Annotated in this window: 23 protein-coding genes; 13 read left to right on the plus strand and 10 right to left on the minus strand. The window is 35.5% G+C overall.

Annotated features, from left to right (window positions below; all coding sequences use genetic code 11):
- Nucleotides 1–220 precede the first annotated feature (220 nt).
- Both MP477_RS14290 and MP477_RS14295 read left to right on the plus strand, forming a co-directional pair.
- A complete protein-coding gene (locus tag MP477_RS14290; RefSeq protein ID WP_257190934.1) occupies nucleotides 221–1513 on the plus strand; it encodes a hypothetical protein in 1293 nt (430 codons plus the stop codon).
- Between the two features lie 15 nt (nucleotides 1514–1528).
- The gene (locus tag MP477_RS14295) at nucleotides 1529–2113 is read left to right on the plus strand and encodes a DUF6705 family protein (protein ID WP_257190935.1); all 585 of its coding nucleotides are present in this window, start codon (nucleotides 1529–1531) and stop codon (nucleotides 2111–2113) included.
- 349 nt (nucleotides 2114–2462) lie between these two features.
- On the opposite strand, the gene sucC is transcribed toward MP477_RS14295, so the two are convergent.
- The 5 genes from sucC to MP477_RS14320 form a co-directional block, all read right to left on the minus strand.
- Nucleotides 2463–3653 (minus strand): ADP-forming succinate--CoA ligase subunit beta, encoded by a 1191-nt coding sequence (sucC, locus tag MP477_RS14300; RefSeq protein ID WP_047490155.1) that lies wholly within the window; start codon nucleotides 3651–3653, stop codon nucleotides 2463–2465.
- Between the two features lie 131 nt (nucleotides 3654–3784).
- Nucleotides 3785–5062: a chloride channel protein gene (locus MP477_RS14305; RefSeq protein WP_257190936.1), complete on the minus strand. Its 1278-nt coding sequence runs from the start codon at nucleotides 5060–5062 to the stop codon at nucleotides 3785–3787.
- A gap of 2 nt (nucleotides 5063–5064) precedes the next feature.
- Nucleotides 5065–5451 carry a DUF423 domain-containing protein gene (locus MP477_RS14310; protein WP_230038068.1) on the minus strand — a complete coding sequence of 129 codons (387 nt, stop codon included), beginning with the start codon at nucleotides 5449–5451 and terminating at the stop codon, nucleotides 5065–5067.
- Nucleotide 5452: 1 nt separating this feature from the next.
- A complete protein-coding gene (locus MP477_RS14315; protein WP_257190937.1) occupies nucleotides 5453–6541 on the minus strand; it encodes a hypothetical protein in 1089 nt (362 codons plus the stop codon).
- A gap of 166 nt (nucleotides 6542–6707) precedes the next feature.
- Nucleotides 6708–8036, minus strand: a complete 1329-nt coding sequence (locus tag MP477_RS14320; RefSeq protein ID WP_257190938.1) for a hydroxymethylglutaryl-CoA reductase, degradative — start codon at nucleotides 8034–8036, stop codon at nucleotides 6708–6710.
- A gap of 156 nt (nucleotides 8037–8192) precedes the next feature.
- On the opposite strand from MP477_RS14320, the gene MP477_RS14325 reads away from it, so the two are divergent.
- Nucleotides 8193–9452, plus strand: coding sequence for a putative DNA modification/repair radical SAM protein (locus MP477_RS14325; protein ID WP_257190939.1), 1260 nt, complete (start codon nucleotides 8193–8195; stop codon nucleotides 9450–9452).
- A gap of 132 nt (nucleotides 9453–9584) precedes the next feature.
- Nucleotides 9585–10343 carry a TIGR03915 family putative DNA repair protein gene (locus tag MP477_RS14330; RefSeq protein ID WP_257190940.1) on the plus strand — a complete coding sequence of 253 codons (759 nt, stop codon included), beginning with the start codon at nucleotides 9585–9587 and terminating at the stop codon, nucleotides 10341–10343.
- 632 nt (nucleotides 10344–10975) lie between these two features.
- Here the strand turns inward: MP477_RS14330 and MP477_RS14335 are convergent.
- Together MP477_RS14335 and MP477_RS14340 are read right to left on the minus strand one after the other, a co-directional pair.
- Nucleotides 10976–11776, minus strand: a complete 801-nt coding sequence (locus MP477_RS14335; RefSeq protein WP_257190941.1) for a DNA alkylation repair protein — start codon at nucleotides 11774–11776, stop codon at nucleotides 10976–10978.
- A complete protein-coding gene (locus MP477_RS14340; RefSeq protein ID WP_257190942.1) occupies nucleotides 11773–12411 on the minus strand; it encodes a peroxiredoxin-like family protein in 639 nt (212 codons plus the stop codon). Before MP477_RS14340 ends, MP477_RS14335 begins: the two co-directional genes overlap by 4 nt.
- 96 nt (nucleotides 12412–12507) lie before the next feature.
- On the opposite strand from MP477_RS14340, the gene MP477_RS14345 reads away from it, so the two are divergent.
- The 4 genes from MP477_RS14345 to gap all read left to right on the plus strand — a co-directional run bounded on the left by MP477_RS14345 (nucleotide 12508) and on the right by gap (nucleotide 15954).
- Nucleotides 12508–12849, plus strand: coding sequence for a helix-turn-helix domain-containing protein (locus tag MP477_RS14345; protein WP_257190943.1), 342 nt, complete (start codon nucleotides 12508–12510; stop codon nucleotides 12847–12849).
- Between the two features lie 125 nt (nucleotides 12850–12974).
- Nucleotides 12975–13847, plus strand: a complete 873-nt coding sequence (locus tag MP477_RS14350; protein WP_257190944.1) for a DUF4846 domain-containing protein — start codon at nucleotides 12975–12977, stop codon at nucleotides 13845–13847.
- A gap of 83 nt (nucleotides 13848–13930) precedes the next feature.
- Nucleotides 13931–14917 carry a 6-phosphofructokinase gene (pfkA, locus tag MP477_RS14355; protein WP_230038086.1) on the plus strand — a complete coding sequence of 329 codons (987 nt, stop codon included), beginning with the start codon at nucleotides 13931–13933 and terminating at the stop codon, nucleotides 14915–14917.
- Nucleotides 14918–14949: 32 nt separating this feature from the next.
- Nucleotides 14950–15954, plus strand: a complete 1005-nt coding sequence (gene gap, locus MP477_RS14360; protein ID WP_076354623.1) for a type I glyceraldehyde-3-phosphate dehydrogenase — start codon at nucleotides 14950–14952, stop codon at nucleotides 15952–15954.
- A gap of 64 nt (nucleotides 15955–16018) precedes the next feature.
- Here the strand turns inward: gap and MP477_RS14365 are convergent, their stop codons facing one another.
- Complete coding sequence (locus MP477_RS14365; RefSeq protein WP_257190945.1) at nucleotides 16019–16414, minus strand: hypothetical protein; 396 nt, start codon at nucleotides 16412–16414, stop codon at nucleotides 16019–16021.
- Nucleotides 16415–16662: 248 nt separating this feature from the next.
- Here MP477_RS14365 and MP477_RS14370 point away from each other — a divergent pair, with 248 nt between their 5' ends.
- Together MP477_RS14370 and recA are read left to right on the plus strand one after the other, a co-directional pair.
- Nucleotides 16663–17859: an oxygenase MpaB family protein gene (locus MP477_RS14370; protein WP_257190946.1), complete on the plus strand. Its 1197-nt coding sequence runs from the start codon at nucleotides 16663–16665 to the stop codon at nucleotides 17857–17859.
- Between the two features lie 191 nt (nucleotides 17860–18050).
- Complete coding sequence (gene recA, locus MP477_RS14375) at nucleotides 18051–19052, plus strand: recombinase RecA (protein WP_047490101.1); 1002 nt, start codon at nucleotides 18051–18053, stop codon at nucleotides 19050–19052.
- A 65-nt stretch (nucleotides 19053–19117) separates the two neighbouring features.
- On the opposite strand, the gene MP477_RS14380 is transcribed toward recA, so the two are convergent.
- The gene (locus tag MP477_RS14380) at nucleotides 19118–20620 is read right to left on the minus strand and encodes a hypothetical protein (protein WP_257190947.1); all 1503 of its coding nucleotides are present in this window, start codon (nucleotides 20618–20620) and stop codon (nucleotides 19118–19120) included.
- Between the two features lie 81 nt (nucleotides 20621–20701).
- Between MP477_RS14380 and htpG the strand changes: the two genes are divergently transcribed.
- Nucleotides 20702–22594: a molecular chaperone HtpG gene (htpG, locus tag MP477_RS14385; RefSeq protein ID WP_257190948.1), complete on the plus strand. Its 1893-nt coding sequence runs from the start codon at nucleotides 20702–20704 to the stop codon at nucleotides 22592–22594.
- 615 nt (nucleotides 22595–23209) lie between these two features.
- The gene (locus MP477_RS14390; RefSeq protein ID WP_230038095.1) at nucleotides 23210–23584 is read left to right on the plus strand and encodes a helix-turn-helix domain-containing protein; all 375 of its coding nucleotides are present in this window, start codon (nucleotides 23210–23212) and stop codon (nucleotides 23582–23584) included.
- A gap of 199 nt (nucleotides 23585–23783) precedes the next feature.
- On the opposite strand, the gene MP477_RS14395 is transcribed toward MP477_RS14390, so the two are convergent.
- Nucleotides 23784–24167 carry an MGMT family protein gene (locus MP477_RS14395; RefSeq protein WP_306552763.1) on the minus strand — a complete coding sequence of 128 codons (384 nt, stop codon included), beginning with the start codon at nucleotides 24165–24167 and terminating at the stop codon, nucleotides 23784–23786.
- Between the two features lie 26 nt (nucleotides 24168–24193).
- Between MP477_RS14395 and MP477_RS14400 the strand changes: the two genes are divergently transcribed.
- Nucleotides 24194–24340, plus strand: coding sequence for a hypothetical protein (locus MP477_RS14400; protein ID WP_230038097.1), 147 nt, complete (start codon nucleotides 24194–24196; stop codon nucleotides 24338–24340).
- Nucleotides 24341–24471 lie beyond the last annotated feature (131 nt).

Raw genomic sequence — 24471 nt, forward strand, 5'->3', positions numbered from 1 at the left:
TTTTTTGGAATATTGGATAGACTGGATAAATGCTAAGGCAATAAAGATTTATATACGGTCTGAAAATATTATTAAAACCACTTAATTTCTAAAAAAATTTATTTATAGCAAAATTAAGTTCCATTTTTCGACACTTTTTATTTCACTTTCAATAGAATTAATTTTAAATTTCAAAAAAAATATAATAGTTTTGCAGCCATTAAAAAAAAACAAATTGTTTATGAAGAAAAAATATTTTATAGCTGTTTTGGCTGTAAACATTCTATTGTTTACTTCTATTCAATCCTGCATGCATGAAAGTTTAGAAACAGAGATTGTAAATGTTCAGTCTGATCCTGTTTCTTACATTAAAAGTGAATATATGAGAGGTAAGGATATGGTAGTAGGAAAGCAAGTTGAATGGGAAAAAGCGAGAAAGTATGATGATGGAAAAAATATTATCCTCATTACTGTTCCCATAAAAAACCAAGGAAGCAAAATCATTGAAGAGTTAACATTTAGAATTGATAATAATAAAGTTTCCGGACACCTCTGGAAATTTGAATCTGAAAGAGGATTTAATTCATCAGATTACAGCCTTTCTGCTCATCAAATTATGGAAAAAATGACAGGAACGGCTTCTTATATTGCTTTAGAAGGTTCTATGAGATACAAAATACAGCTTGTGGATGGTAAATTTATTGAAGAAATAGCTTATAGAGATCACGGAGGTATTTTGCCTGGTCGCTGTAAACCCTGTCATGGAGAAATAGATGAAATTGTTATTACTGTTCCTGGAGGAGGAGGAACAGGTGGAGGTATTGATCCGACGACTAATCCTGGCACTCCAATTCCGGGAGGAGTGGGTGGCCCCACTAATCCACAAAACCCCGATAATCCTCCAAAAAATGAAGAGCCATGTAAGAAAATAAAACAACAGAAGAACGATCCTAATTATAAGGCAAAAACCGATTATCTTAAATCTAAAACAGGAGCTTCTTCCGAAAGTGGCTTTAGAGTCGGGAGTCCAGTTCCTGGCTCTGGGCAAACAGAAACGCAATATCAAGAGCTAAGCAACTCACCCGGAACCAGCCAACTTGATTTTAAAATATTCAATAATACTTTTGGAGTGATGCACTCTCATTACGATGGGCTAATTCCTATATTTTCTCCGGGAGATATTAATAACTTCATTCAGCTTCTTCTTAATGCTAAAGCCAATAATATACCTTTAGATAATGTATTTTTGACCGTGGTTACAAGTAGTGGAACTTATCAACTCAGAGGGGATGGAATTAATGCGGATAATTTAAGTTTATATACAGATACGCAGATTGATGCTTTAAATTTAGAATATATTAAGAAAATAGGAGACTCAAATATTTCAACAGAAAATCTCCAAAAAGGCTTTTTAGAATTTATGAAAAGAAACATGAATATTACTGACGCTAAGCTTTTTGATCTCAGTGATGAGGGAAAAAGTAAAGAATTAAAAACCAACGGCAATAATTTGGATAAAGTAGATTGTCCATAATAAATAATAAATAAAATGAAAAAAATAATCCTTATACTTCTTTTATCTTGCATTAATAAAATTAATGCTCAGCAAATATTTCCACTCAATACTCCAAAGATTAATATTCCTAATGGAGCATATTATAAAGATTTGGATGGAGAACTTGATCCTTATATAGGAATTTGGAAAGGAACTTGGGATGGAAAAACGTTATATCTTCAATTAAAAAAAGTTAAAGATAGATCTGTTGCAAATGATGGAACATATTATGAATCTGACCAAATTATGGGCGAACGAAAAGTAATAGCAGCCAATGGAACTGTCGAAATAGATCATATATCTAATTTTAATCAGAATAGTCCTGAATTTTATGGCATTTTTGGACAGTACAATAATTTTGTGCAAAAGTATTTACTTTTCCAACCTAAAAACATGTGTAATTCAAGAGGAAATGTAGATATTAATTTTATAGGAAACCAAAAAGAACAAATAAAATTGCATTACAAATTAATGCCTATGCATATTTCAAAAGGTTGCGAAAATTCTAACCAACAATATCAAAATGATATGCCAATAAATCTTAATTTCCCTAAAGACATTGTACTTACAAAACAATAGAAGTTCTAGTATGTATTCAAAATAGCCTTGTTAATTCAGGGCTTTATCGTTTTACTTATATCATACCAAAGCCCTTTTTAAGGTTAAGGGCGATATTATTTTAAAAGCAATGAAGAAAAGCGAAACTTTCTAAAAGATTTAGATGCTGAAATAAAAGAAAGTAAAATATCTGATAATAATCCAATTGAATTAAATCTTCATTCCATAGAAATTTAGACAACCACTTATTAAAGTACCAGGTTCTTTACGCCCTAAAAAACAGCTTACAATTTAATATTTTTTGCCGCTTTAATAGAAAAAAACCGTTCCAAAAATGAAACGGTTTTCTATTTTATATAAAAATTTCAGATTACGCTAAAACTTCTTTTACTTTGTTTGCAGCTTCTTCTAAAGTAATTGCAGAGTGTACCGGAAGACCAGACTCATCAATTAATTTTTTAGCTTCTACAGCGTTAGTTCCCTGTAATCTTACGATCAATGGAACAGGAAGGCTTCCCATAGCTTTGTAAGCATCTACAACCCCCTGAGCTACTCTATCACATCTTACGATACCTCCGAAGATATTGATCAAAATTGCTTTTACGTTTGGATCTCTTAAGATAATTCCAAAAGCAGTCTGTACTCTCTGAGCATCAGCAGTACCACCTACGTCAAGGAAGTTAGCAGGGTTACCACCAGATAATTTGATGATATCCATAGTTGCCATTGCAAGACCAGCTCCGTTTACCATACAAGCAACGTTACCATCTAATTTTACGAAGTTAAGACCGGCTTCACCAGCTTCTACATCGATAGGATCTTCTTCTCTTGTATCTCTCAACGCTTCAAGATCTTTGTGACGGAATAATGAGTTACCATCTAAAGTTACTTTAGCATCAACAGCGATAATTTTGTTATCAGAAGTTTTTAATACAGGGTTAATTTCGAAAAGAGAAGCATCAATTCCTGTGTAAGCATTGTAAAGAGATGAAATAAATTTCACAAATTCTTTAAAAGCATTTCCTTCAAGACCTAAGTTGAAAGCAATCTTTCTAGCCTGGAAACCTTGAAGACCCAACGCAGGATCAATAAGTTCGTTGTGGATCAAATGAGGAGTTACTTCTGCAACGTGCTCAATATCCATTCCTCCTTCAGTAGAATATACAATTGTATTTTTACCTTCAGCTCTATCTAAAAGAATAGAAACATAAAATTCTTTAGTTTCAGATTCTCCAGGATAATAAACATCTTCTGCAACCAAAACAGAGTGTACTTTTTTACCTTCAGCAGAAGTTTGTGGAGTTACCAACTGCATTCCGATGATATTCTGAGCGTTTTCTTTAAGCTTATCCATGTTTGGAGAAAACTTAACACCACCCCCTTTACCACGACCACCTGCGTGAATCTGTGCTTTTACAACCCAAGCCTGAGCTCCGGTTTCAGCAGTCAATTTTTCAGCAGCTGCTACAGCTTCATCTACGTTGTTTGCAACGAAACCACGTTGGATAGCTACTCCATACTTTGATAAAATCTCTTTTGATTGATACTCGTGAAGATTCATATTATTTTTATTATTTTATTTAAAAATTTAAAGGTTGACAAATTTACTAAAAAGACATGGAAGTTCAAGATTCTTCATTCAAAAATTAAAGATTACTTACCTTGATTTTTGACATGTTACTATAAATTCCTCTATTCTTCCGTTAATTTTTCAGACTGTGACCCGATAAACGGAATTCTTGGAGCCAGGAAATATCCTGTAAGACTGGCGAACAATATGGGTACGAAATAAGTAAACCCTGTGAGTGTTCCCAAAATAATGGTGGTGCTCATGGGTGTTCTCGTCACACAGGCATTGATGGCAGCCATACAGCTTACGATAGCTAAAGTAGTATCAACAGCCGGAAACAAATTATGAATAATTAATCCTAATGTTGTTCCTACAAAAAACAATGGAATGATAAAACCACCTCTCCATCCGGAAGTTACGGTAATGGCTATAGCCAGGATTTTAAATACCAGAACCAGAATCAGGAAGTTCAGTCCGAAATTCCCGCCGATCAGCTGATTGATTTCGTTATGTCCAAAATATCTTGTGATAGGAAAATTATAGGCAATAATTCCTAAGATAATTCCACCTACCAATGTTTTAATATAGATTGGAAAGTTTCTGTATTCAAAAATTTTCTTGAAAAATTTGACCACAAAAATAAAAATCCAGCCAAATAAAGTTCCTACCATTCCAAATGCCGTAGCATAGGCAAAATCATATACTCCCGCATAATGATAAGCCTTCAAATCCCATGTTGCCCCAATTCCCAGATGGATAATTAAAGCAAACATAAGGTAACTGAAGCAGCTGGCTACCAATGCAGGGATAATCGCTTTATAATATTCCACAGCATGTTTATGATGCAAGATTTCAAGGGAAAAAAGACTTCCTCCCAGAGGTGCTCCAAATAAAGCTGTAAAACCTGAAGCCATCCCTGCAATACTTAAAGAACGTAATTCTTCACCTTTCAGTCTGAAAATTTTCCCCAACCATGTTCCTGTGGAGCCCGTTACCTGCACCAGGGGTGCTTCCGGTCCTAAACTTCCTCCCGAAGCTACACAGAAAAGTGATGAAAGGATCATCGAAGGATTATTCTTCGGTTCCAGTTTTCCTTTATTAAACCTGATGTTATTAACGATCAGATGAATTTCTCCGGGATCACCAATAAAGTGAATGACCAACCCTGCCAAAAGACCACAAATTGCCATCGTAGGAATCACCATCCATCCCTGAAAACGAGCTAAAAACTCTGTAAAATGCTCCAGCACGATCCAATATCCGCCGGCAATAATACCTCCTACAAGCCCCGTAAAAGCCCACATGAAAAAAGTACGGCTAAAAACAAACGGATTAAACCTTATCGGCTGATCCAAAAGGTTGAATGTCCTTATAAGCCGTCTTCTTCTATTGATTTTCATTCTTAGATTCTATTTTTAGCAAAATAAAGAATAAGCATTCCCCAGCTTAAGATCATCATCAGACCTCCAAGCGGTGTGATAGGTCCTAAGAATTTAAGGTTAACCCCTAAATAATCCTGCATACTCAGGAAATAGATACTTACAGAGAACAAAAGTGTTCCTGCAATCATTAAAATAGAGGTCCATTTTTCAGTAGAAGTTTCAAATTTTAAAATGTATCCAATGATCAGCAGGAAAAAAGCTGCATACATCTGATACCTCACTCCTGTTTCGAAACTTTCCAGTCTTTCCACAGCTAATATTTTCTTTAAGGCATGCGCACCGAATGCGCCCAGAATCACAGATATCATTCCGTAGACCGCACCAAAAACTAAAGTAATTGTTTTCATTTTATAATTCTTCTAATTCTAGAGTTAAATATTTTTTTGTATTATAATCCTGCCAGGTTCCTACAATTTTTTTTCCGTTCATGTCTGCTTCTACAGAGGCTTTCAGAATCCATTGATTTGTTTCCTGGCTGTAATATTCACTTTCGGTAATTGAGATATGATTTCCTTTCATTTTCCCATTCCACTCAATCAGTTTTTTACTTTTATCATACCAATATACCGCTGAAAAGGAACTTTCTTCGTTCGCATCTTTGGCAGCATAAAAGTCTTTAATAAGAACTGTAACCGGATATTTTCCGTCTATCTTTCCCTTGTACAGCTTATTACTGAAACTGGTTTTATCCACTTTTTCAGATCCGCTGAGTAAATTTCTGGCATAAGGACTCCAATAGTTCTCAAGTTCTTTATAAGGAAACTCAATAACATGATCGTCCAGTTCATCCAGTGCTCTCATCGCGTGGTTCGCACATCTTCCGGCGATAAACTTAAGCTTTTCTTCAGTGAAAAAAAACTTGATTCCAGGTAAAGTATAATCCGTATAGCAACCTTCGTAAATACCAATCTGATCCAACACTTCTTGTGAAGGGTTTTTCTCTGATTTTAACTGTGTGAGAAAGTCATTAATATTTTTTCTTATTCTTTTCTGAATAATGCTTTCCACTGTTTTAACAGCATTTGGCTGGAAAAGATCCTGAATGTTGATCAAATTTCCGGTTCTCAGATCAAAATTCTTCCAGATCATAAAATTTTCCGGATAGGCTCCGGAAGCTTCTCCATCTATGGCAAGACACAAAATATTCTTTGGCGTGTCCCTTTTTTCCCAACTATAAAAATGAACATAGTTTGAGTAAGAAGTCTTTCCGCCGGAAACAAGCTTAAAAGGATTTCCTCCTGATCCGGGAACATATTCCAGCTGATCAACCTGTAAAAAAGTATTGATCTTATTTTCTACAGTTGGATTATCGGGATAAGAAACCACAGGAAAATAACAGTTTTCAGATTTCGGCTGTAAAAAATTAATTTTCAGATTTTTTTGCTGTGAAAAACTTAAGCCGGAAATCAACAGAAAGAATAAGATACTTTTTTTCACTATTTTGATTTTAGGTATATTAAAATAAACTTAGCAACCAATGTAGAAATTCCCAGTATAATAAACATATTGGAAAATCTTTTGGAACTTTTAAAGCCTTCCATATTCGTTCTCTTCAAAAAGATTCCGAAGATGAGAAATACAATGGGTAAGATGATCTGTAACATTAGTTTTCTCTCATTCTGTTAAACTCATTGATAACCTCATGGTGGCTTACCGTTTTATCTTTAAAATAAGTAACAAAATGATGTTTTTCTTCTTCTGTAGCTCCCAATTGGTTTAAGATATTCAATAAGTGCATTTTCATATGCCCTTTCTGAATACCTGTTGTTACCAGAGAACGCAATGCACCAAAATTCTGAGCCAGACCTGAAACGGCCAAAATACTCATTAATTCTTGTGCAGAAGGTTTTCCAAGTAAGGCTAAAGAGAATTTCACCAAAGGATGAAGATTGGTTAGCCCTCCTACTACTCCTACAGAAATCGGAAGATCGATCCAGAATCTGAAAACTCCGTTATCTGTTGTACAGTGAGTCAGGGATCGGTATTGTCCGTCTCTTGCCGCATAAGCGTGAGCACAGGCTTCTGTTGCTCTGAAATCATTTCCGGTTGCAATCACTACAGCATCTACCCCATTCATGACCCCTTTGTTGTGAGTAGTGGCACGGTAAGGTTCAATTTCAGCAATGGTAACGGCCTGTTTAAACTTAGCTGCAAATTCTTCAGGAGAAATTCCGCTATCGTCTTTCAAATCTTCCATTTTACAGGAAACCTCAGCTCTTACCACACAGTCAGGAGTAAAGTTGGAAAGGATATTCATAACAATCTGCAATGAATTTTTTTCTTCCTGATTAAAGTCATCACTGGTTGCCACCTCCTGTCTCAAAGTTTTTCCAAACTGCTCAAGACATGAGTTGATAAAGTTCGCTCCCATTGAATCTACCGTATCAAAACTGGCTTTAAGCTGATAGTAATTGGGCATTTCTGCTGTTTTGTCAATAAGGCTGATGTTTAGAACTCCACCGCCACGTTTTCTCATATTGGCAGTAATGTCTTCAGTAGCTTCAAATAATTTCTTCTTCAAATTAAAATTAAAGAAATGTAATAATTTATGAGGCTCAATATTAAATATAAAATGGGTGTGGCCCAGTTTTTCAGTGTTGATAATGGTTGTTTTAAAACCTCCCTTGTCAATCCAGAATTTAGCAGCTTTCGAAGCGGCAGCTACTACTGAACTTTCTTCAACAGCCATTGGAAGTGCCAATAGTTTGCCGTCAATTAAAAAGTTCGGAGCAATTCCGTAGGGCATATAAAAATTGGAAATCGTATTTTCAGAAAATTCCTCATGAAGTTTCTGAAGATCTGCATCATCATTCCAATATTGTTTTAATATATGTTGGTAGTCCTGATTTCCTTCAAGATATTCGTTTACGAGCCAGTCGATTTTCCCTTGCTTAGGTAGCTTGGAAAAACCTTCGATAGGTTTATGATTCATGATATAAACTTTAATGAGCCGTAAATATAATGATTTTGAGGCTTTTTTTTGTTGATAACTTCTATGAAAAAAGATTGACATTTATCAATTTTGGAACTAAATTTGAGCATTATTTAAACATCAATCTGATACAAATTATACCAATCTTATAAAAAAATGAATTTTGACCGCCTTAAAGAAAAACTTGAAATCCTGGCTGACGCAGCAAAATATGATGTTTCCTGCTCATCCAGCGGAGGCACAAGAAAGAATAAAAAAGGCGCTTTAGGAGACAGCTCTGTAAGTGGGATTTGCCATACCTATACAGAAGACGGAAGATGTGTTTCTTTACTTAAGGTTTTATTGACCAATCACTGTATTTATGATTGTGCCTACTGTGTTTCCAGGAGTTCTAATGATATCAAAAGGGCCGCCTTCACAGTGGAAGAAGTGGTAGACCTCACCATTAATTTTTACCGCAGAAATTATATTGAAGGATTATTTCTGAGTTCCGGAATTTTCAAAAATGCAGATACAACGATGGAACGCCTTGTAAGAGTAGCCAAAAAATTACGCCTGGAAGAAAACTTTAATGGTTACATCCATTTAAAATCTATTCCGGGAGCCAGTGATGAGCTGATGCAGGAGGCGGCTTTATATGCAGACCGGCTGTCTGTTAATCTAGAAATCCCTACGGAAAGCGGATTAAAATTATTAGCTCCTGAGAAAAACAGACAGGATATGATCAGCCCGATGCGGTATATCCAGAAAGGGATCAGCCAGTATGAGGATGAAAAGAAAATCTTAAAGAAAGTTCCCAAGTTTGCTCCAGCAGGGCAGTCTACTCAAATGATTGTAGGGGCTACCAATGAAAACGACCTGCAAATCATCAAGGTTGCCGATCATTTTTATAAAAATTTCAATCTGAAAAGGGTATATTACTCGGGTTACGTTCCGGTTTTGGAAGATAAAAGATTACCTTCACTGGCAACAGAGGTTCCGATGTTACGGGAAAACAGACTCTATCAGTCCGATTGGCTGATGAGATTTTACGGTTTTAAAGCAGAGGAAATCTTAGATCCTGCTATTCCTTTTCTTGATCTGGAAATGGATCCGAAATTAAGCTGGGCATTACGACACTTAGATCAGTTTCCTGTTAATATTCAGACTGCCGATTATCAGATGATTTTAAGAATTCCCGGTATTGGTGTAAAATCTGCACAGAAGATTGTGAGTGCAAGGCGTTTTCAGATTTTAAGTATGGATCATCTGAAACAATTGGGAGCAGCAGTCAATAGGGCAAAATATTTTATTGATTTTAATACAGGGAATGCTTATTTGAAATATTTAACGGATAAAAATTTCAGAAAACTCCTGGTAGGAGGAAGCTCATCTAAATTTCACAATCAATTTTCACAACAATTGAGTTTATTTTAAATATGACCGAAAATGAATTGAAATTAATCTGTTATAGAAAATAAAAAAGCTCCTTATCGTTCTGAAAATACAATAGAATGACAAAAACAACAATTGTTATATTTTCAAATTCTCAAATTTTCAAATTAAACTATGACAACCCTTATCTATGACGGAAGTTTTGACGGTCTTTTTACTGCAATATTTGAAGTTTTCGAATACCGTTATAAAGATGTTCAAATAACGGGCAGGGAAAAGTTTTTTCAGGAAAATATTTTTGCTGAAATTCATGAAGTCATTACGCAGACAGAGAAATCAGACAGGGTTTTAAAGAAATTAGAACAAAATATCGGGAAACAGGGAATTCATCAGTTGCTGAAAGTTTTTTTATCTGATGATCCTGAAAGTGAGATATTGATCTTATCTGCTGTTAAACAATTTATACAACATCCGGGAGAAAATATTCTGGAAAATTTTGCAGATCCTGATATTTTAAAAATTTCAAAAATCTGTAAGTCTGTTGACCGGGAACGACATAGAATGACCGCTTTTGTACGCTTTGAAAAAATGAAAGATGGTATTTTTTTCGCCAAAATAGATCCGGACTTTAATGTTCTTCCGTTGATCAGAAAACATTTTAAAGACCGTTATCAGGATCAGAAATGGATGATCTATGATCTCAGAAGAAACTACGGAGTCTTTTATGATCTTGAAAATTGTGATTTCTTTTATCCTGAAGAGAAACCGGATTTCAATCAGTATCAACAGAAATTTCATGATGAGGAAAATAACTATCAAACGCTTTGGCAGCGGTATTTCATAAAAACCAATATTGTGGAAAGAAAAAACCTAAAACTCCATATTCAGCATGTGCCGAAAAGATATTGGAAGTATTTGACGGAGAAGTGGTAAAGAGACAATTTGAAAATTTGAGAATGAAATAATTTGAAAATGATTATGCACCGGCTTGTAATATGCAGAAGAAATTATTGCTCAGACCTCAGATTGTGGATAACTTTTATTTACCAATATAATTAATCTCAATTTATCATACAAAATGTTAAATACCAATACTATACAATAAAATAATTTAGTATCTTACTTTGTGGATAACTTTTTATTGGCTAAAAAAACACCTAAGCCTTTTTTAAAGCCCTCTTTTAAGCTTTGATATCCGGCACAATGTTAATCCTACTTCCATTTTGTGGATAACTTCTATTTGCCTTGCTTAATATAGATCGCCCGAAAATAATTCTACTTATTTGTTGGAAACATTCAAAACTTCATATTGTGGATAACTTTTTCCTGTCACAAATATCCTCAGGCTCATGTGGCAGGGCTTTCATACAATATATTAAACGTCAATTATTTACAATAAAACAAAATCAACATTGCAGCTTTGTGGATAACTTTTAGATTCAATAAAAAAATATAAATATGAAATAATACCCGGAATGCATCATTAACAATACATTTTTTAACTATTTATAAATCTGTAACATATCTCTACAATCTGAATTCATCATTCCATTTTGTGGATAACTTTATTTATGAATAGTTCGCAGGGCTTTTTTGACGATATACTGCGTTTCTTTCGTAGGACTTTCACGCAACCATTCATCACAGATTTCCGTAACGAATTCCGGTTGTGATTTACTGGCATCATTCAGCCAGTTTCCTACACTATCCTGTACATATTTTGAAGAATCTGACCGTAATGGCTCTAAGATGACCAATCCTAATCCCGGATTTTGCTTTAATTCCGGAATATGCTCGCACCAGACTCCTCTGGGTCTCGTTGATTCACTGGCAAAACGTCTGATATTTTCATCTTTATGTGAGGTCCAGCCTGATAAAATTGACAGGCTTTCTGTAAGATTCTTTGAAATATCCGGACGTACCGTCATCCAACAGATTTCCCTTACTCCGAAATGACAATCAGAAGCAAAAGGCTGTATATTTTCCAGTTTCTGTTTAAGGTCTGCAGCTGTATTTCTTCCCACGGTATAAGCAGCCCAGCAGCGCACCAAATCTGCCTGATGTCTGGAAAGCATCAGTAAAAATGCTTGATCTTGATTTTGATCAGTAAGATGCAGCAATCCCATTCCAATCGTTTCATTGATTGTATTAACGGTCTTTTTTTTCAGCTGATTCACATTTTCTACAATAGGTTTCAGATATTCTGTCCGCCCATTTTGCTGAAGAAGATTTTCCAGCAGTAATTTTTGATCTACGGCCAGCCATTCTGTAAGATTAGCTGTTTCAAGTTCTCCCCTGTTCAGCTGCTCCAGAATACCTTCCGGAATGTCTTTGATGGAACGTGCTCCTTTCCTTTTTTCTGTCATAATGCTTTTATTAATTCTTCTATATCCACTCTGTTCATGTAATTTACATCTAAAAACTTATAGATCACCATTCTATTTTCATTCACCACAAAAACAGCAGGAACGGGTAAACTATTTTCATCATTTTTATTAAACTCAGAAAGCTCTATTCCTAAATTCTGATAATAAAGAAGTACAAAATCCTGAAGCTGAAACATAATCCCCAGCTTTTGAGCGAGATTATTATCCACATCCGTCAGCACTTCAAACTCAAATTTATTTTTTTCAGCCATAGCCAGCGAATGATCAGTACTTTGTGGAGAAACAGCAACTAAAGTAGTATTTTTATCTTTTAATAAAGAAAGCTGATCCTGCAAAAATTTCAGTTCCAAATTACAGTATGGGCACCAACTTCCTCTATAAAAAGCTAGCACCATTTTACCCTTTTTAAGGATTTCCCGGGAAGAAATTTGTTTACCATAGGCATTAAAAAGAGAAAATTCAGGCATATGCTCTCCAACCTGAATACTGTTTTCTTCAATATTTTTTGTCTTTATCTCTTCAATAGACCGCCCAAACACTTCAAAAACTTCTTGCGGAAGCTGCGAAAATAATTCCTGATTCAACTGTTCAATCTGCTTTGCCAACTTATTCATTACTTTTTAATTTATTATTTTTACAAAGGTCTAAAAGCCTTTAGAAACAGGCAATACCGCATATTTTTCACCCATAGGGATAAAAAAGTCAATTTTATGGAAACAAAGGGAAGAGCTGAAGAAAATAAAATATGTCCACTGGAGGTAGCTGTGAACAGCATCAGCGGAAAATGGAAAATTCCTATCGCATGGCAGATCAATGAGGGCAAAAAACGACCCAGTGAATTTCTTCGTGGTATTGCCAAGGTGGACCGGAGGGTTCTTAATCAACAGCTCAATGAAATGGTGGAAGACGGTATTTTAATAAAGCAGTCTTTCAATGAATTACCTCCCAGAGTGGAATATACCCTCACGGAGCTTGGTGAAAAACTGGTTAAGATTCTCTGGCAGCTTAATGACTGGGGAAAACTGTTGGTTCCTGAAGAAGAGAAAATATAGTTTTTTACCCGCAGATACTCCCAATTACCATAGATCTAAAATATTCTTCAGTACACGAGTTTTATATTTTATAAACCCCACCTATTACAAAAATCATCATATTTGTAACTGGATCAAAATATGATATGAAAAAAATTATTTCAGGACTAACTCTTATTAGTGTCCTGGCAAGTTGCACCCGGGATAAAGCATCTTCAAAACTTGGTTCTCAGGAAACCCAGGATTTCCTTTCTGAAAGCTCCGTCCGGATCAATAAAGATAAAAATACTACCAAAGAAAGATTCCCAGCTCCTAAGGATTATGAATGGCAGGATGAAGAATCCGGCTCTTTCGGATATTTTATTGAGAATTTTAAACTGAAGCCTTATGGAAGCCAGATCCTGAAATATGATGGAACTCCTATTTCTACGCAACATCTTCATGAAGCTGTTTTTGATATTGATACAGGAAATAAAGACCTGCAACAATGTGCCGATGCCGTGATACGGCTGAGAGCAGAATATTTGTATGCTGATAAAAAGCCTGATGCCATCAAATTCCATTTTACAAGTGGAGATTTGCTCAGCTGGAATGATTATAAAAACGGAACAAGAGCTTTTGTCAATGGCAATTCTGTACGTTTCAGAAAAACAGCAGGATTTGATGATTCTTATCAGAATTTCAGAAGTTATCTTGACCTCATCTTCAACTATGCAGGAACGATCTCTTTACATCAGGAGACGAAACCAATCACTAAAAATTCAGATTTAAAAACCGGAGACATCCTGATTACTCCAGGAAGTCCGGGCCATGTGGTATTTATTGCAGGAGTGTGTAAAAACAAGGAAGGAAAGAGATTATTTTTGCTCGGTGAAGGGTTTACTCCAGCCCAGTCCGTTCATTTGCTTTCTAATCCTTTTAACAAAAATACTTCGCCCTGGTATGATCTTAATATTGATTCGCCGGAAACCAAAACGGCACGATATATTTTTAAGCCTACAAACTTCAGAAGCTTTTAATAATTTATATTCAAAACTATTAGAAAGTTACTGCCATAATCTGAACTTGTTTTTGTAAATTTGTGTTCGAAATTTTTTACTAGATGAAAGAGAGTGCTGTAAAAAAAATTGCAGTTCTTACTTCAGGAGGAGATTCTCCAGGTATGAATGCTGCATTAAGAGCGGTAGTAAGAACCGCCAATTATTATAATATCGAATGCTACGGAGTGAGAGAAGGCTACAACGGCCTTATCAACGATGATTTCCTGAAAATGGGAGCCCGTTCCGTAAAAAATATAATCAACCAGGGTGGAACCATTCTAAAGTCTGCCAGATCCCAAGAGTTCAGAACTAAAGAAGGCCGTCAGAAAGCTTATGACAACTGTGTCAAGCTTGGAATAGACGGATTGGTATGTATTGGTGGAGACGGAACCTTTACAGGGGCTAAAATCTTCAATGAAGAATTTGGAATCCGGGTAATAGGTATACCGGGAACTATTGACAATGATATCTTCGGAACTGATAATACCATCGGGTATGATACAGCCCTGAATACAGCTATGGAAGCTATTGACAAAATCCGTGACACGGCCACTTCTCACAACAGGGTTTTCTTTGTAGAGGTGATGGGTCGTGATGCAGGTTTTATTGCTTTAAACAGTGGATTGGCAACGGGTGCTTTAGATATTCTTATTCCTGAGAAAAAAGACAGCATGGATGATCTTTTTGCGAAATTCAGAAAAGCTGAAAAAACAGGAAAAGCATCCAGTATTGTAGTGGTAGCAGAAGGTGAAAAACTAGCCAATGTTTATGGATTGGCAGAAAAAACAAAGGAAATATTCCCTGACTATGACATTCGTGTGGCGGTTTTAGGACATATGCAAAGAGGAGGATCTCCAAGTTGTGCAGACAGAGTATTGGCAAGCAGGCTTGGATATGGTGCCGTAGTAGGATTAATGGAAGGACAAAACAATGTAATGGCAGGAATGCGCTCCAATGATGTAGTGTATACTCCTATTGAAGAAGCCATTAAAAAACATAACGAAATCAACAAAGATCTGATGTTGATTTCAGAAATTTTAGCAATCTAATTATTTTTATAATCTAATAAAAACAAACTATTATGTCAACAATTAAAGTAGGTATCAACGGTTTTGGTAGAATTGGACGTCTTGTTTTCAGAGCAATGACTGAAAGAGACAACATTGAAGTTGTAGGAATCAATGACCTGATCAATGCAGAATACATGGCTTACATGTTAAAATATGACTCTGTACATGGTGTTTTCCCAGGTGAAGTTTCTGTAGAAGGAAATGATCTTGTAGTAAACGGAAAAAAAATCAGAGTAACTGCTGAAAAAGATCCTAACAACTTAAAGTGGAATGAAATTGGAGCTGACTATATCGTAGAATCTACAGGTCTTTTCTTATCTAAAGATTCTGCTCAGGCTCACATCAATGCAGGTGCAAAAAAAGTAATTCTTTCTGCTCCTTCTAAAGATGATACTCCAATGTTCGTAATGGGGGTAAACCACAAGGAACTTACTGATGATATCAAAATTTTATCAAACGCTTCTTGTACTACAAACTGTTTAGCTCCTTTAGCTAAAGTAATCCACGATAAATTCGGAATCGTAGAAGGTTTAATGACTACTGTACACGCTACAACAGCAACTCAAAAAACTGTTGACGGTCCTTCAATGAAAGACTGGAGAGGTGGTAGAGCTGCTCTAAACAACATTATCCCTTCTTCTACAGGTGCTGCTAAAGCAGTAGGAAAAGTAATTCCTTCATTAAACGGAAAATTAACAGGTATGTCTTTCAGAGTACCTACTGTAGACGTTTCTGTAGTTGACCTTACGGTAAGACTAGAAAAAGCTACTTCTTACGATGAGATCTGTGCTGCGATCAAAGAAGCTTCTGAAGGTGAATTGAAAGGGATCTTAGGATATACTGAAGATGCAGTAGTTTCTCAGGACTTCGTAGGAGATAAGAGAACTTCTATCTTCGATAAAGACGCTGGTATCATGCTTTCTCCAAACTTCGTAAAACTTGTTTCTTGGTATGACAACGAAATGGGCTATTCTAACAAGTTAGTAGATATGCTTGTACACGCTGCTTCTTTATAATAAGTAATAATGAGCATTAAGTAATATAAAACCTTCCCGATGGGAAGGTTTTTGGTTTTTAGGATTACTGTTTTTCAAATTCCATAAAAATTTTGAATCTGGCATTTCCGGAACAATGCCTTCTTCTATCCGGAAATGGATCCTGCCAGCGTCTGACTGAAATTACCGGAACATTCCATCCGTATCTGATCCATTTCAAGTTCTTGTGTTCAAACATTTTCGTTTTAATCCAAGCATTGGCTGTAGCTTCGATCTTATTACGCGGTGTCGGTGCATCGCCACAACCTCTTACTCCCCTCCAGGAAGATACAAGGTCGCCCTCAACTCTCAAAATGTTTGATGCAATTATTTTAGTCTGATCAACCTCAGGATTAATAAATTTCGCATTTAATGAATCCTTAACTTGTCCGAAGATCACTCCTGTCCAAAGCAAAAGTGGCAGTAAAATTTTTGTGTTCATAATTATTTGTTTTAGGGTTAAAGTTTTTACCATTGAAAATAAGAGCAGAGCAATTCAATTCTGAAACAATATCTTTTTAGAACTGATATTTGATGACTCTTAGCTTCACAACAAAGTTTGGATTTTTATGGAGACAAAAAAATAACCCGTTTGTGTTATTTTTTTGAAGGCCCGGAATAACATTTCATATAATAGCCTGATAAATCTCACCAGGGAATTTCGGTGTAAAACTTGTACTTTTATGTAACATGGAAAGAACAATGATACAACCACGGTTTAAAGACTCTCCTCACTTTAAAAACTTTTGGAAAGAAGGCAACGGAAAGCTGCTTATTGAATTTTCAGGAGCTGAAGTAAGCTTTGAAAACTTTGAGAAATATTCTCAGTTTTTCTATCATGTAGACGAAATTGGTGATGAGGTTGTAAAAGAAGTTTATTTTACAAAAAAATACCAGGAAGCCTCCAGAGAAATTGAAGGTTATATCCGCAATGGAGTTTCTGAAACCGACAATGTTCCTGACAGCGTAAAAAAATTATTTGCCCAAACTCAAAAGATTCCTGAGTGGCTTGATTATAACCTGCTCAAAAGCGGCGCTGAGCTTTGTATGAGAAGCAATCTCGATTCTCTGATCTCCCTACGGGATTACTGCCTGATTGGAGGATATGATTATGCTTATCTTAATAAGCCGCTGGTTGTAACGGAAGCCTTGAAAAAAGGGGCTGTAAAGCGTCTTTCGGAAACACTGGACTTCTGGGTGAATGTTACCCGCTACAATGCACTGGAACCTCATGCAAAAGGTTATGAATTTGCAATAAAAACCCGTCTCATTCATTCCTATGCCAGGCTTTCCATAAAAAAACATTATAAAGACTGGGACACTGAAAACTGGGGAGAGCCCATCAATTCCTGGGATATGATGGCTACTTATATTGGGTTCAGCCTCGTTTTTCTTCACAGCCTTCAAAAACTGGGCAATACTTTTTCTGCGGAAGAAGAACAAGGTATTTTCCACCTATGGAAATATGTAGGATATCTACTGGGAATTCCGGAGCAGCTTCTTCCGGATAACAAAAAGCAGGCTACAGAATATTTCTTTCTATGGACTTCAGTTCAGCCACCTTCAGATAAAGATTCTGTTCTCCTTGCCCATTCTTTACTGAATGAATCATTAGAAAACCCTATTTTAAAATTTGAGTTCCAAAGAAAAAATTTAAGGTATCTCCACATCTGCTGTACCTGGTTTCTTTTGGGTGACGAAGTTTGTAAAAGACTAAAAATTCCGGAAGTTTCCAATAAAAAATTATTTCCGAAATCCAAAATATTTTTTAATAAAATCTATGACAGGCTGGTAAGCCGGAAGGCAAGAATACAAAGAGGAAATAAGGATCAGATGAAGGTACTTGAAGATTATCTGAACATCACAAAAAACTCAAATTTTCATTAGAAAACATCTGTTCTGCAGATAAAAAATATATTTTAAAATTTCCCGGAAGCTATATTCTGCATCTGCTTAGTTATGAATGAGATCAGTAGTAAAAATTTATCATTTTTTAACTTTAAAAACAGGTTTTACCCATAAATAATATTAGTTTTTGATATTTAAATTATGTATTTTTGAGAAATATTTTAATAGCGATGAGTAACATTGAAGATAAGAAAAAAGCACTCGCATTAGTGCTTGACAAATTAGATAAAACATACGGAAAAGGAACTGTAATGACTCTGGGGGATGCTGCCGTAGACACTACCATAGAAGTTATTCCTTCAGGATCTTTAGGATTAGATATCGCATTAGGCGTAGGTGGATATCCAAGAGGAAGAATCATTGAAATATATGGGCCTGAATCTTCAGGTAAAACAACATTGACTCTTCATGCTATTGCTGAAGCTCAAAAAGCAGGTGGTATTGCGGCATTTATTGATGCTGAGCATGCTTTCGACAGAACATATGCTGCAAAATTAGGAATTGATTTAGAAAACCTTATTATTTCTCAACCGGATAACGGTGAGCAGGCTTTAGAAATTGCGGATAATCTTATCCGTTCAGGAGCTATTGACATTGTTGTTATTGACTCTGTAGCTGCGCTTACTCCAAAAGCTGAAATTGAAGGGGAAATGGGGGATTCTAAAATGGGTCTTCATGCAAGATTAATGTCTCAGGCATTAAGAAAACTTACGGCTACTATTTCAAGAACAAAATGTACGGTAATTTTCATTAACCAGTTGAGAGAAAAAATCGGTGTTATGTTCGGAAACCCTGAAACAACTACCGGTGGTAATGCTCTTAAATTCTATGCTTCTGTAAGACTGGATATCAGAAAAGCAAGCGCTCCAATTAAGCAGGGTGACGAAGCTATCGGAAGCCGTGTGAAAGTGAAGATTGTGAAAAACAAAGTCGCTCCACCTTTCAAACAGGCTGAATTTGACATTATGTATGGAGAAGGAGTTTCTAAAGTAGGAGAAATCCTTGATACTGCAGTAGACATGGGAATTGTAAAGAAAAGCGGTTCTTGGTTCAGCTACGAAGAGACTAAATTAGGTCAGGGACGTGATGCTGTAAAAGATGTTTTAAAAGATAATCCTGATCTTGCTGAGGAATTGGAAAATAAAATCAAGGAAGAATTGAAAAACAAATAATTTATTTCAATTAAAATAAAAAACGGTCTGAATTTTCAGACCGTTTTTCTTTTGTATGCTTATTATTATTCTGCAATCCTACCCTGCAGCTGTAGTGCTCCGGCAACCTGCATTCCTTTTGTCAGCCTTTCAAATCTCATATTTCCTTTACTAACGAAAGCATCAATGGTAAAGAAGTCTTCCATTTCAGAATTTGTAATCAATTTTAATTTCAGGATATAGCCTTTAGCGCTTCCATCTGCCAGTACTTCCGTTTCTCTGAAGTCAATAATTTTACCTATAAAATCAAAACATCCATAATTAGGCAGGTCCTGACTTGGCTTATACGCTGTAAAATCCTCTCCGGTTATCGTTCCGTCCGGTAACTCAAAGTTCTCATGAAGATCCAGTACAAAAATAATCCCACTGATATTAACATTTAAATTTGTCTGTGTTAAATATCTGTTCCTATTCTTCACATAATCCGTTGCGAAAAACCAAAGTCCAAAGGTATCTCTTGCCGAACCTCCAATCACCGCTTCATTGTTGTTCACATTTTCCCATTCGTTAATTTCCTTTGTCTCAAAATTCAGGGAAAAATCAGTTTTTACTTCCGGATACATGGTATTAAAATCATCGGAAAGCACCGGCTTGAATTTTACATCTTTAAATTCTGTGTACTTCAGTTTATCCTGGTCATAAGCAGGATCTTCCATTCTAAATAAAGACATGGTATGAATCAAATACTGAGAAAATTCTTCCTGATTCTGAAAATTTTCAAATCCGAAAACACCACCCCACGTGCTTGCAAGCGTATGCACATTTGATTTCTTAATAATGATCCCGGCTTCATTAACCCATTCCGGTATTTTAATTTCTTCTATATTGGTGAAGTACTCTTTACCTTCTACCAACTGGTGATTCATGATTTCATTATTTTCTTCCTGAGAAAATTCCGAAAAGCCTTTATAAGTAATACTTTGGTTTTCAAAAACATAAGACAACGCAGTTTTAGCCTTATCAAAACCTTTACAATGATAGGAAAGCGTGATAGATTTGAACTCTCCCTCCTTTGTTGCCACTTCGTGGTTGTCATTATCGTCAAACTTAGAATGGTATAAAATCATATATGACCTGATCTTACCCTCTTTAAGTTCGGACTCAAACTTTTCTTCCATTCTTCCAATAGCATCTTCCATTGAAAACATATAGGTAGCATCTTTCACCATATAAGCAAAGCCTTCCACTTCACCATTTTCCTTTTGAAATGCAGAAATAGGAGCATAATCACCCTTTAGCTGAAGCGCAATGGAATAGACAATATAATCATTGTAAACCTTTATTTTTTCATATTCATTATTGATCTTCTTTTCTTCAACCGGCTGTGAAGGTTGTTCAGGTAATGTATCTACCATTACTTCCACTTCTTCAGCTTCTGCCATTACATTTTTATCTGATGTTTCATTGTGCTGAACCGGAGCATAAACTTCCTCCTGTCTGTTTTCTTTTTTCTTAAAAAAATTAAAGATTCCCATATTGTTATTATAATTGGCGGTAAATATAATAAAAGGGATGAATAGACCTCTCATAAAAAAAATGTCATTCTGTCACATTCTTCGCTGTGGTATTTTTTTTGAGAAGTATGTTGAACAATTAAAATCTAAAATATTATGACTAAAGGAAATATTAATGTATCTGTTGAAAATATTTTTCCTCTTATTAAAAAGTTTCTTTACAGCGACCACGAAATATTTTTAAGAGAGTTAATCTCTAATGCTACTGATGCTACATTGAAATTAAAGCATTTGACAAGTATCGGAGAGGCTAAGGTTGAATATGGAAACCCAAAACTTGAGGTTAAAATTGACAAGGAACAAAAAACGTTACGCATCATCGATCAGGGTATTGGCATGACGGGTGAAGAGGTTGAAAAATACATCAACCAGGTTGCATTTTCCGGAGCTGAAGAGTTTTTGGAAAAGTATAAAGATTCTGCAAAAGATTCCGGAATTATCGGACATTTTGGGCTTGGATTCTACTCTGCATTTATGGTAGCTGAAAAAGTGGAAATCCTTACCAAATCATATAAAGATGAACCCGCTGTAAGATGGATCTGCGATGGAAGCCCGGAATTCACCCTTGAGGAAACCACAGATAAAACAGACAGAGGTACAGAAATCATCCTTCACATTGCAGAAGATTCTTTAGAGTTTTTAGAAGAAGGAAAAATCCGTGAGCTATTATCAAAATACAATAAATTCATGCCTGTTCCTATTAAATTCGGAACAAAAACACATACCCTGCCTTTACCGGAAGACGCCCCTGAAGATGCAGTTGCGGAAACAGAAGAAGTAGATAATATCATCAACAACCCTACACCGGCATGGACTATCGCTCCAAGCGAGCTAACCAACGAGGATTATATGAAGTTCTATCACGAACTGTACCCAATGCAGTTTGATGAACCTCTGTTCAATATTCACCTTAATGTTGATTACCCTTTCAATCTTACCGGAGTTTTATTCTTCCCAAAACTGAGCAACAATCTGAATATCGACAAGGATAAGATCCAGCTCTACCAGAATCAGGTATTTGTAACAGATGAAGTAAAAGGTATCGTTCCGGATTTCCTGATGCTTCTCAGAGGAGTTATCGACTCTCCGGATATTCCGTTGAATGTATCCCGTTCTTATCTTCAGGCAGACGGTGCTGTAAAGAAAATTTCTTCTTACATCACTAAAAAAGTAGCTGATAAAATGGTTTCTCTGATCAACGAAAATCGTGAAGATTATGAGAAAAAATGGAACGATATTAAAATCGTTATCGAATACGGAATTATCACTGAAGAGAAGTTTTCTGAAAAAGCAGATAAATTTACGTTGTATCCTACCACAGACGGAAAATACTTTTTATGGGATGAATTAGTTGAGAAAATCAAGCCGTCACAAACAGATAAGGACAACAAATTAGTTGTTCTGTATGCTACCAATGCTGACGAACAGCACAGCTACATCCAATCTGCAAAAGATAAAGGATATGAGGTGCTTTTATTAGACTCTCCTATCATTCCTCACGTTATCCAGAAACTGGAAACTTCCAAAGAAAACATCTCATTCGCAAGAGTAGATGCTGATCATATCAATAACCTGATCAAAAAAGATGAACCGGTTATTTCAAAATTAAATGAAACTGAAAAGGAATCTTTGAAAAAAAATGTAGAAGAAGCAATACAGGATGCTAAATTTACGGTTCAGCTTGAAGACCTTGACAGCAGTGATGCTCCGTTCACCATCACTCAGCCAGAGTTTATGAGAAGAATGAAAGAAATGCAGGCTACTGGCGGAGGCGGAATGTTCGGAATGGGTGGATTCCCGGAAATGTACAATCTTGTTGTCAATTCCAACAGTGAACTTTCCAATCAGATTTTAAAGACAGAAAGTAGTGAAGAAAAGCAAAATTTGATCAAATATGCTCTGGACCTTGCCAAGCTTTCACAGAACCTACTGAAAGGAAAAGACCTGACAGATTTCATACAGAGAAGCTATAAGCAACTTGAAAAATAATAATACGCAAGAGACTGTTTCATTTTGAAGCAGTCTTTTTTTGTATGAAAAGTTTGGAAAAACGCAAAGGCGCAAGTTTTTTGATATAACTCATGCTTTTAAGGCGCAAAGATTTTATCTCCGATAAAATTGTTTACGGTATATTTTATTATCTCACGCTGATTTTGCAGATTACGTAGATTTTAATCAGCATTTGCTGAATCTGCGAGAAAATCTAATAGTATTCTATCATGTCCCATGCTGAAAATCTTTGATTTTCTTGCGTCTTAAAATTTTCACAATACATGAAGAATTCTTTGCGTTTTACAAAAAATAAAAACAATCCAAAAATCATCAACAGTATCTAAATGAATATATTATTGTATTAAACCTTATAGGTTTTAGAAACCTATAAGGTTTAAATCTCATCTCTTACCAAATAATCTTTGATCACTCGGAAGTTATTGCAAAATAAACGGCTAATACGAAGAAAATTTTCAACAATTAAATCAAATAGCACCTGTATTTTTAAGTTTAGTTTCATTTATCTTTAATCTTATTCTTTAAAACATATTTTTTTTTACTTTTTATTGTATAGCTTATGCTTTTTTGCCATTTTTGTATAAAATGTCGGTCATGCAAAAAGAAAAATTACGCATCATAAGAAAGCAAAAAGGCTATACCCAGCAACAGGTAGCTGATTTTATCGCAACGGATGTATCCAACTACAGCAGAAAAGAAAGTGGTGATGTAAAGATCATTAAAGATGAATGGGACAAAATTGCCCGTTTTTTAGAAGTTCCTGTAGAGGAAATATATGAGGAAGAGGAGTCTAAAATTATTGTGAATAATGATCATCCGGTATTTAATGACAAATCTGCAAATGCCATCGTGACTCAGAATAATTATGATAATATCCCAGGAACTATTGTTGAGAACCTACAATCTTATATCACCTTATTAAAAGAAGAGAATAAAAGGCTGAAAGATAACTTGAAAAGTCTGAAATAACAACTGTTTAGAACAGGCGTATTTATTCTATAATTCAATAAGTTACACTCACTGTTACAAAAAAATTCATCCATTGGCAATGCCGGTGGATGAATTTTTTAATATAGGTTGTAGACTAAAATCTTTATACCAAAGCAAAATCATTTGCTATAGCTGTAAAAGAAGCTATCGGAAGCTAATTATTGGAAATATAAATGTATTAAAGCTCTTCCATCGGATTCCAAAACAGTTTTTTGAAATTTTTTATCCTAAGATTTTCTATCGTAAGACCTTCCGCTTCCAGCTTTGGTTGAAATTCAGGAACAGAGAGCACTCCTGAACTTGAAATCACACGGTGAGCAGGAACATCTTCAGGACATCCTCCCATAGCTTTCCCTACATGACGGGAATGATTCGGGTAGCCCACAGCTTTGGCTATAGCTCCGTATGTAGAAACCCTGCCCTTGGGAATAAGTTTCGCCACTTCGTAGACCTGTTGTTTGAAAATTTCATCCATCCCTTTCTGTAGTTGATTAAGTAATTGAAAACCATACAATCCGGATTTCAAAAGATTTGCATTATTTTTGAACTCATATGGATTCAATGATGTTTCATTTAAAAGATAAAGATATGAAAAAATCATTTTTCCGGCTGCTGAATGCAGTCAATAAAAAGGTACTTCCATCTCTGAGTAAGAAAGATCCTAACCAGTTAACAAAAATTGAAAAAGGAATCTTGGCGTATCGCTATTTTGTACTCGTAAATTCAATGGATTGATGTTTTTATAAAATTTTTATAGAACTACAGATGACACAGATCTTAGGATAGAATGTGTTGGTAAACGCTAAGGCGCAAAAGACTTGAATACTTCATGTTGTAAGGCGCAAAGATTTTATCTGCGATAAAAT

The sequence above is a fragment of the Chryseobacterium sp. WG23 genome (genome assembly GCF_024586575.1).
Taxonomy (GTDB): Bacteria; Bacteroidota; Bacteroidia; order Flavobacteriales; family Weeksellaceae; genus Chryseobacterium.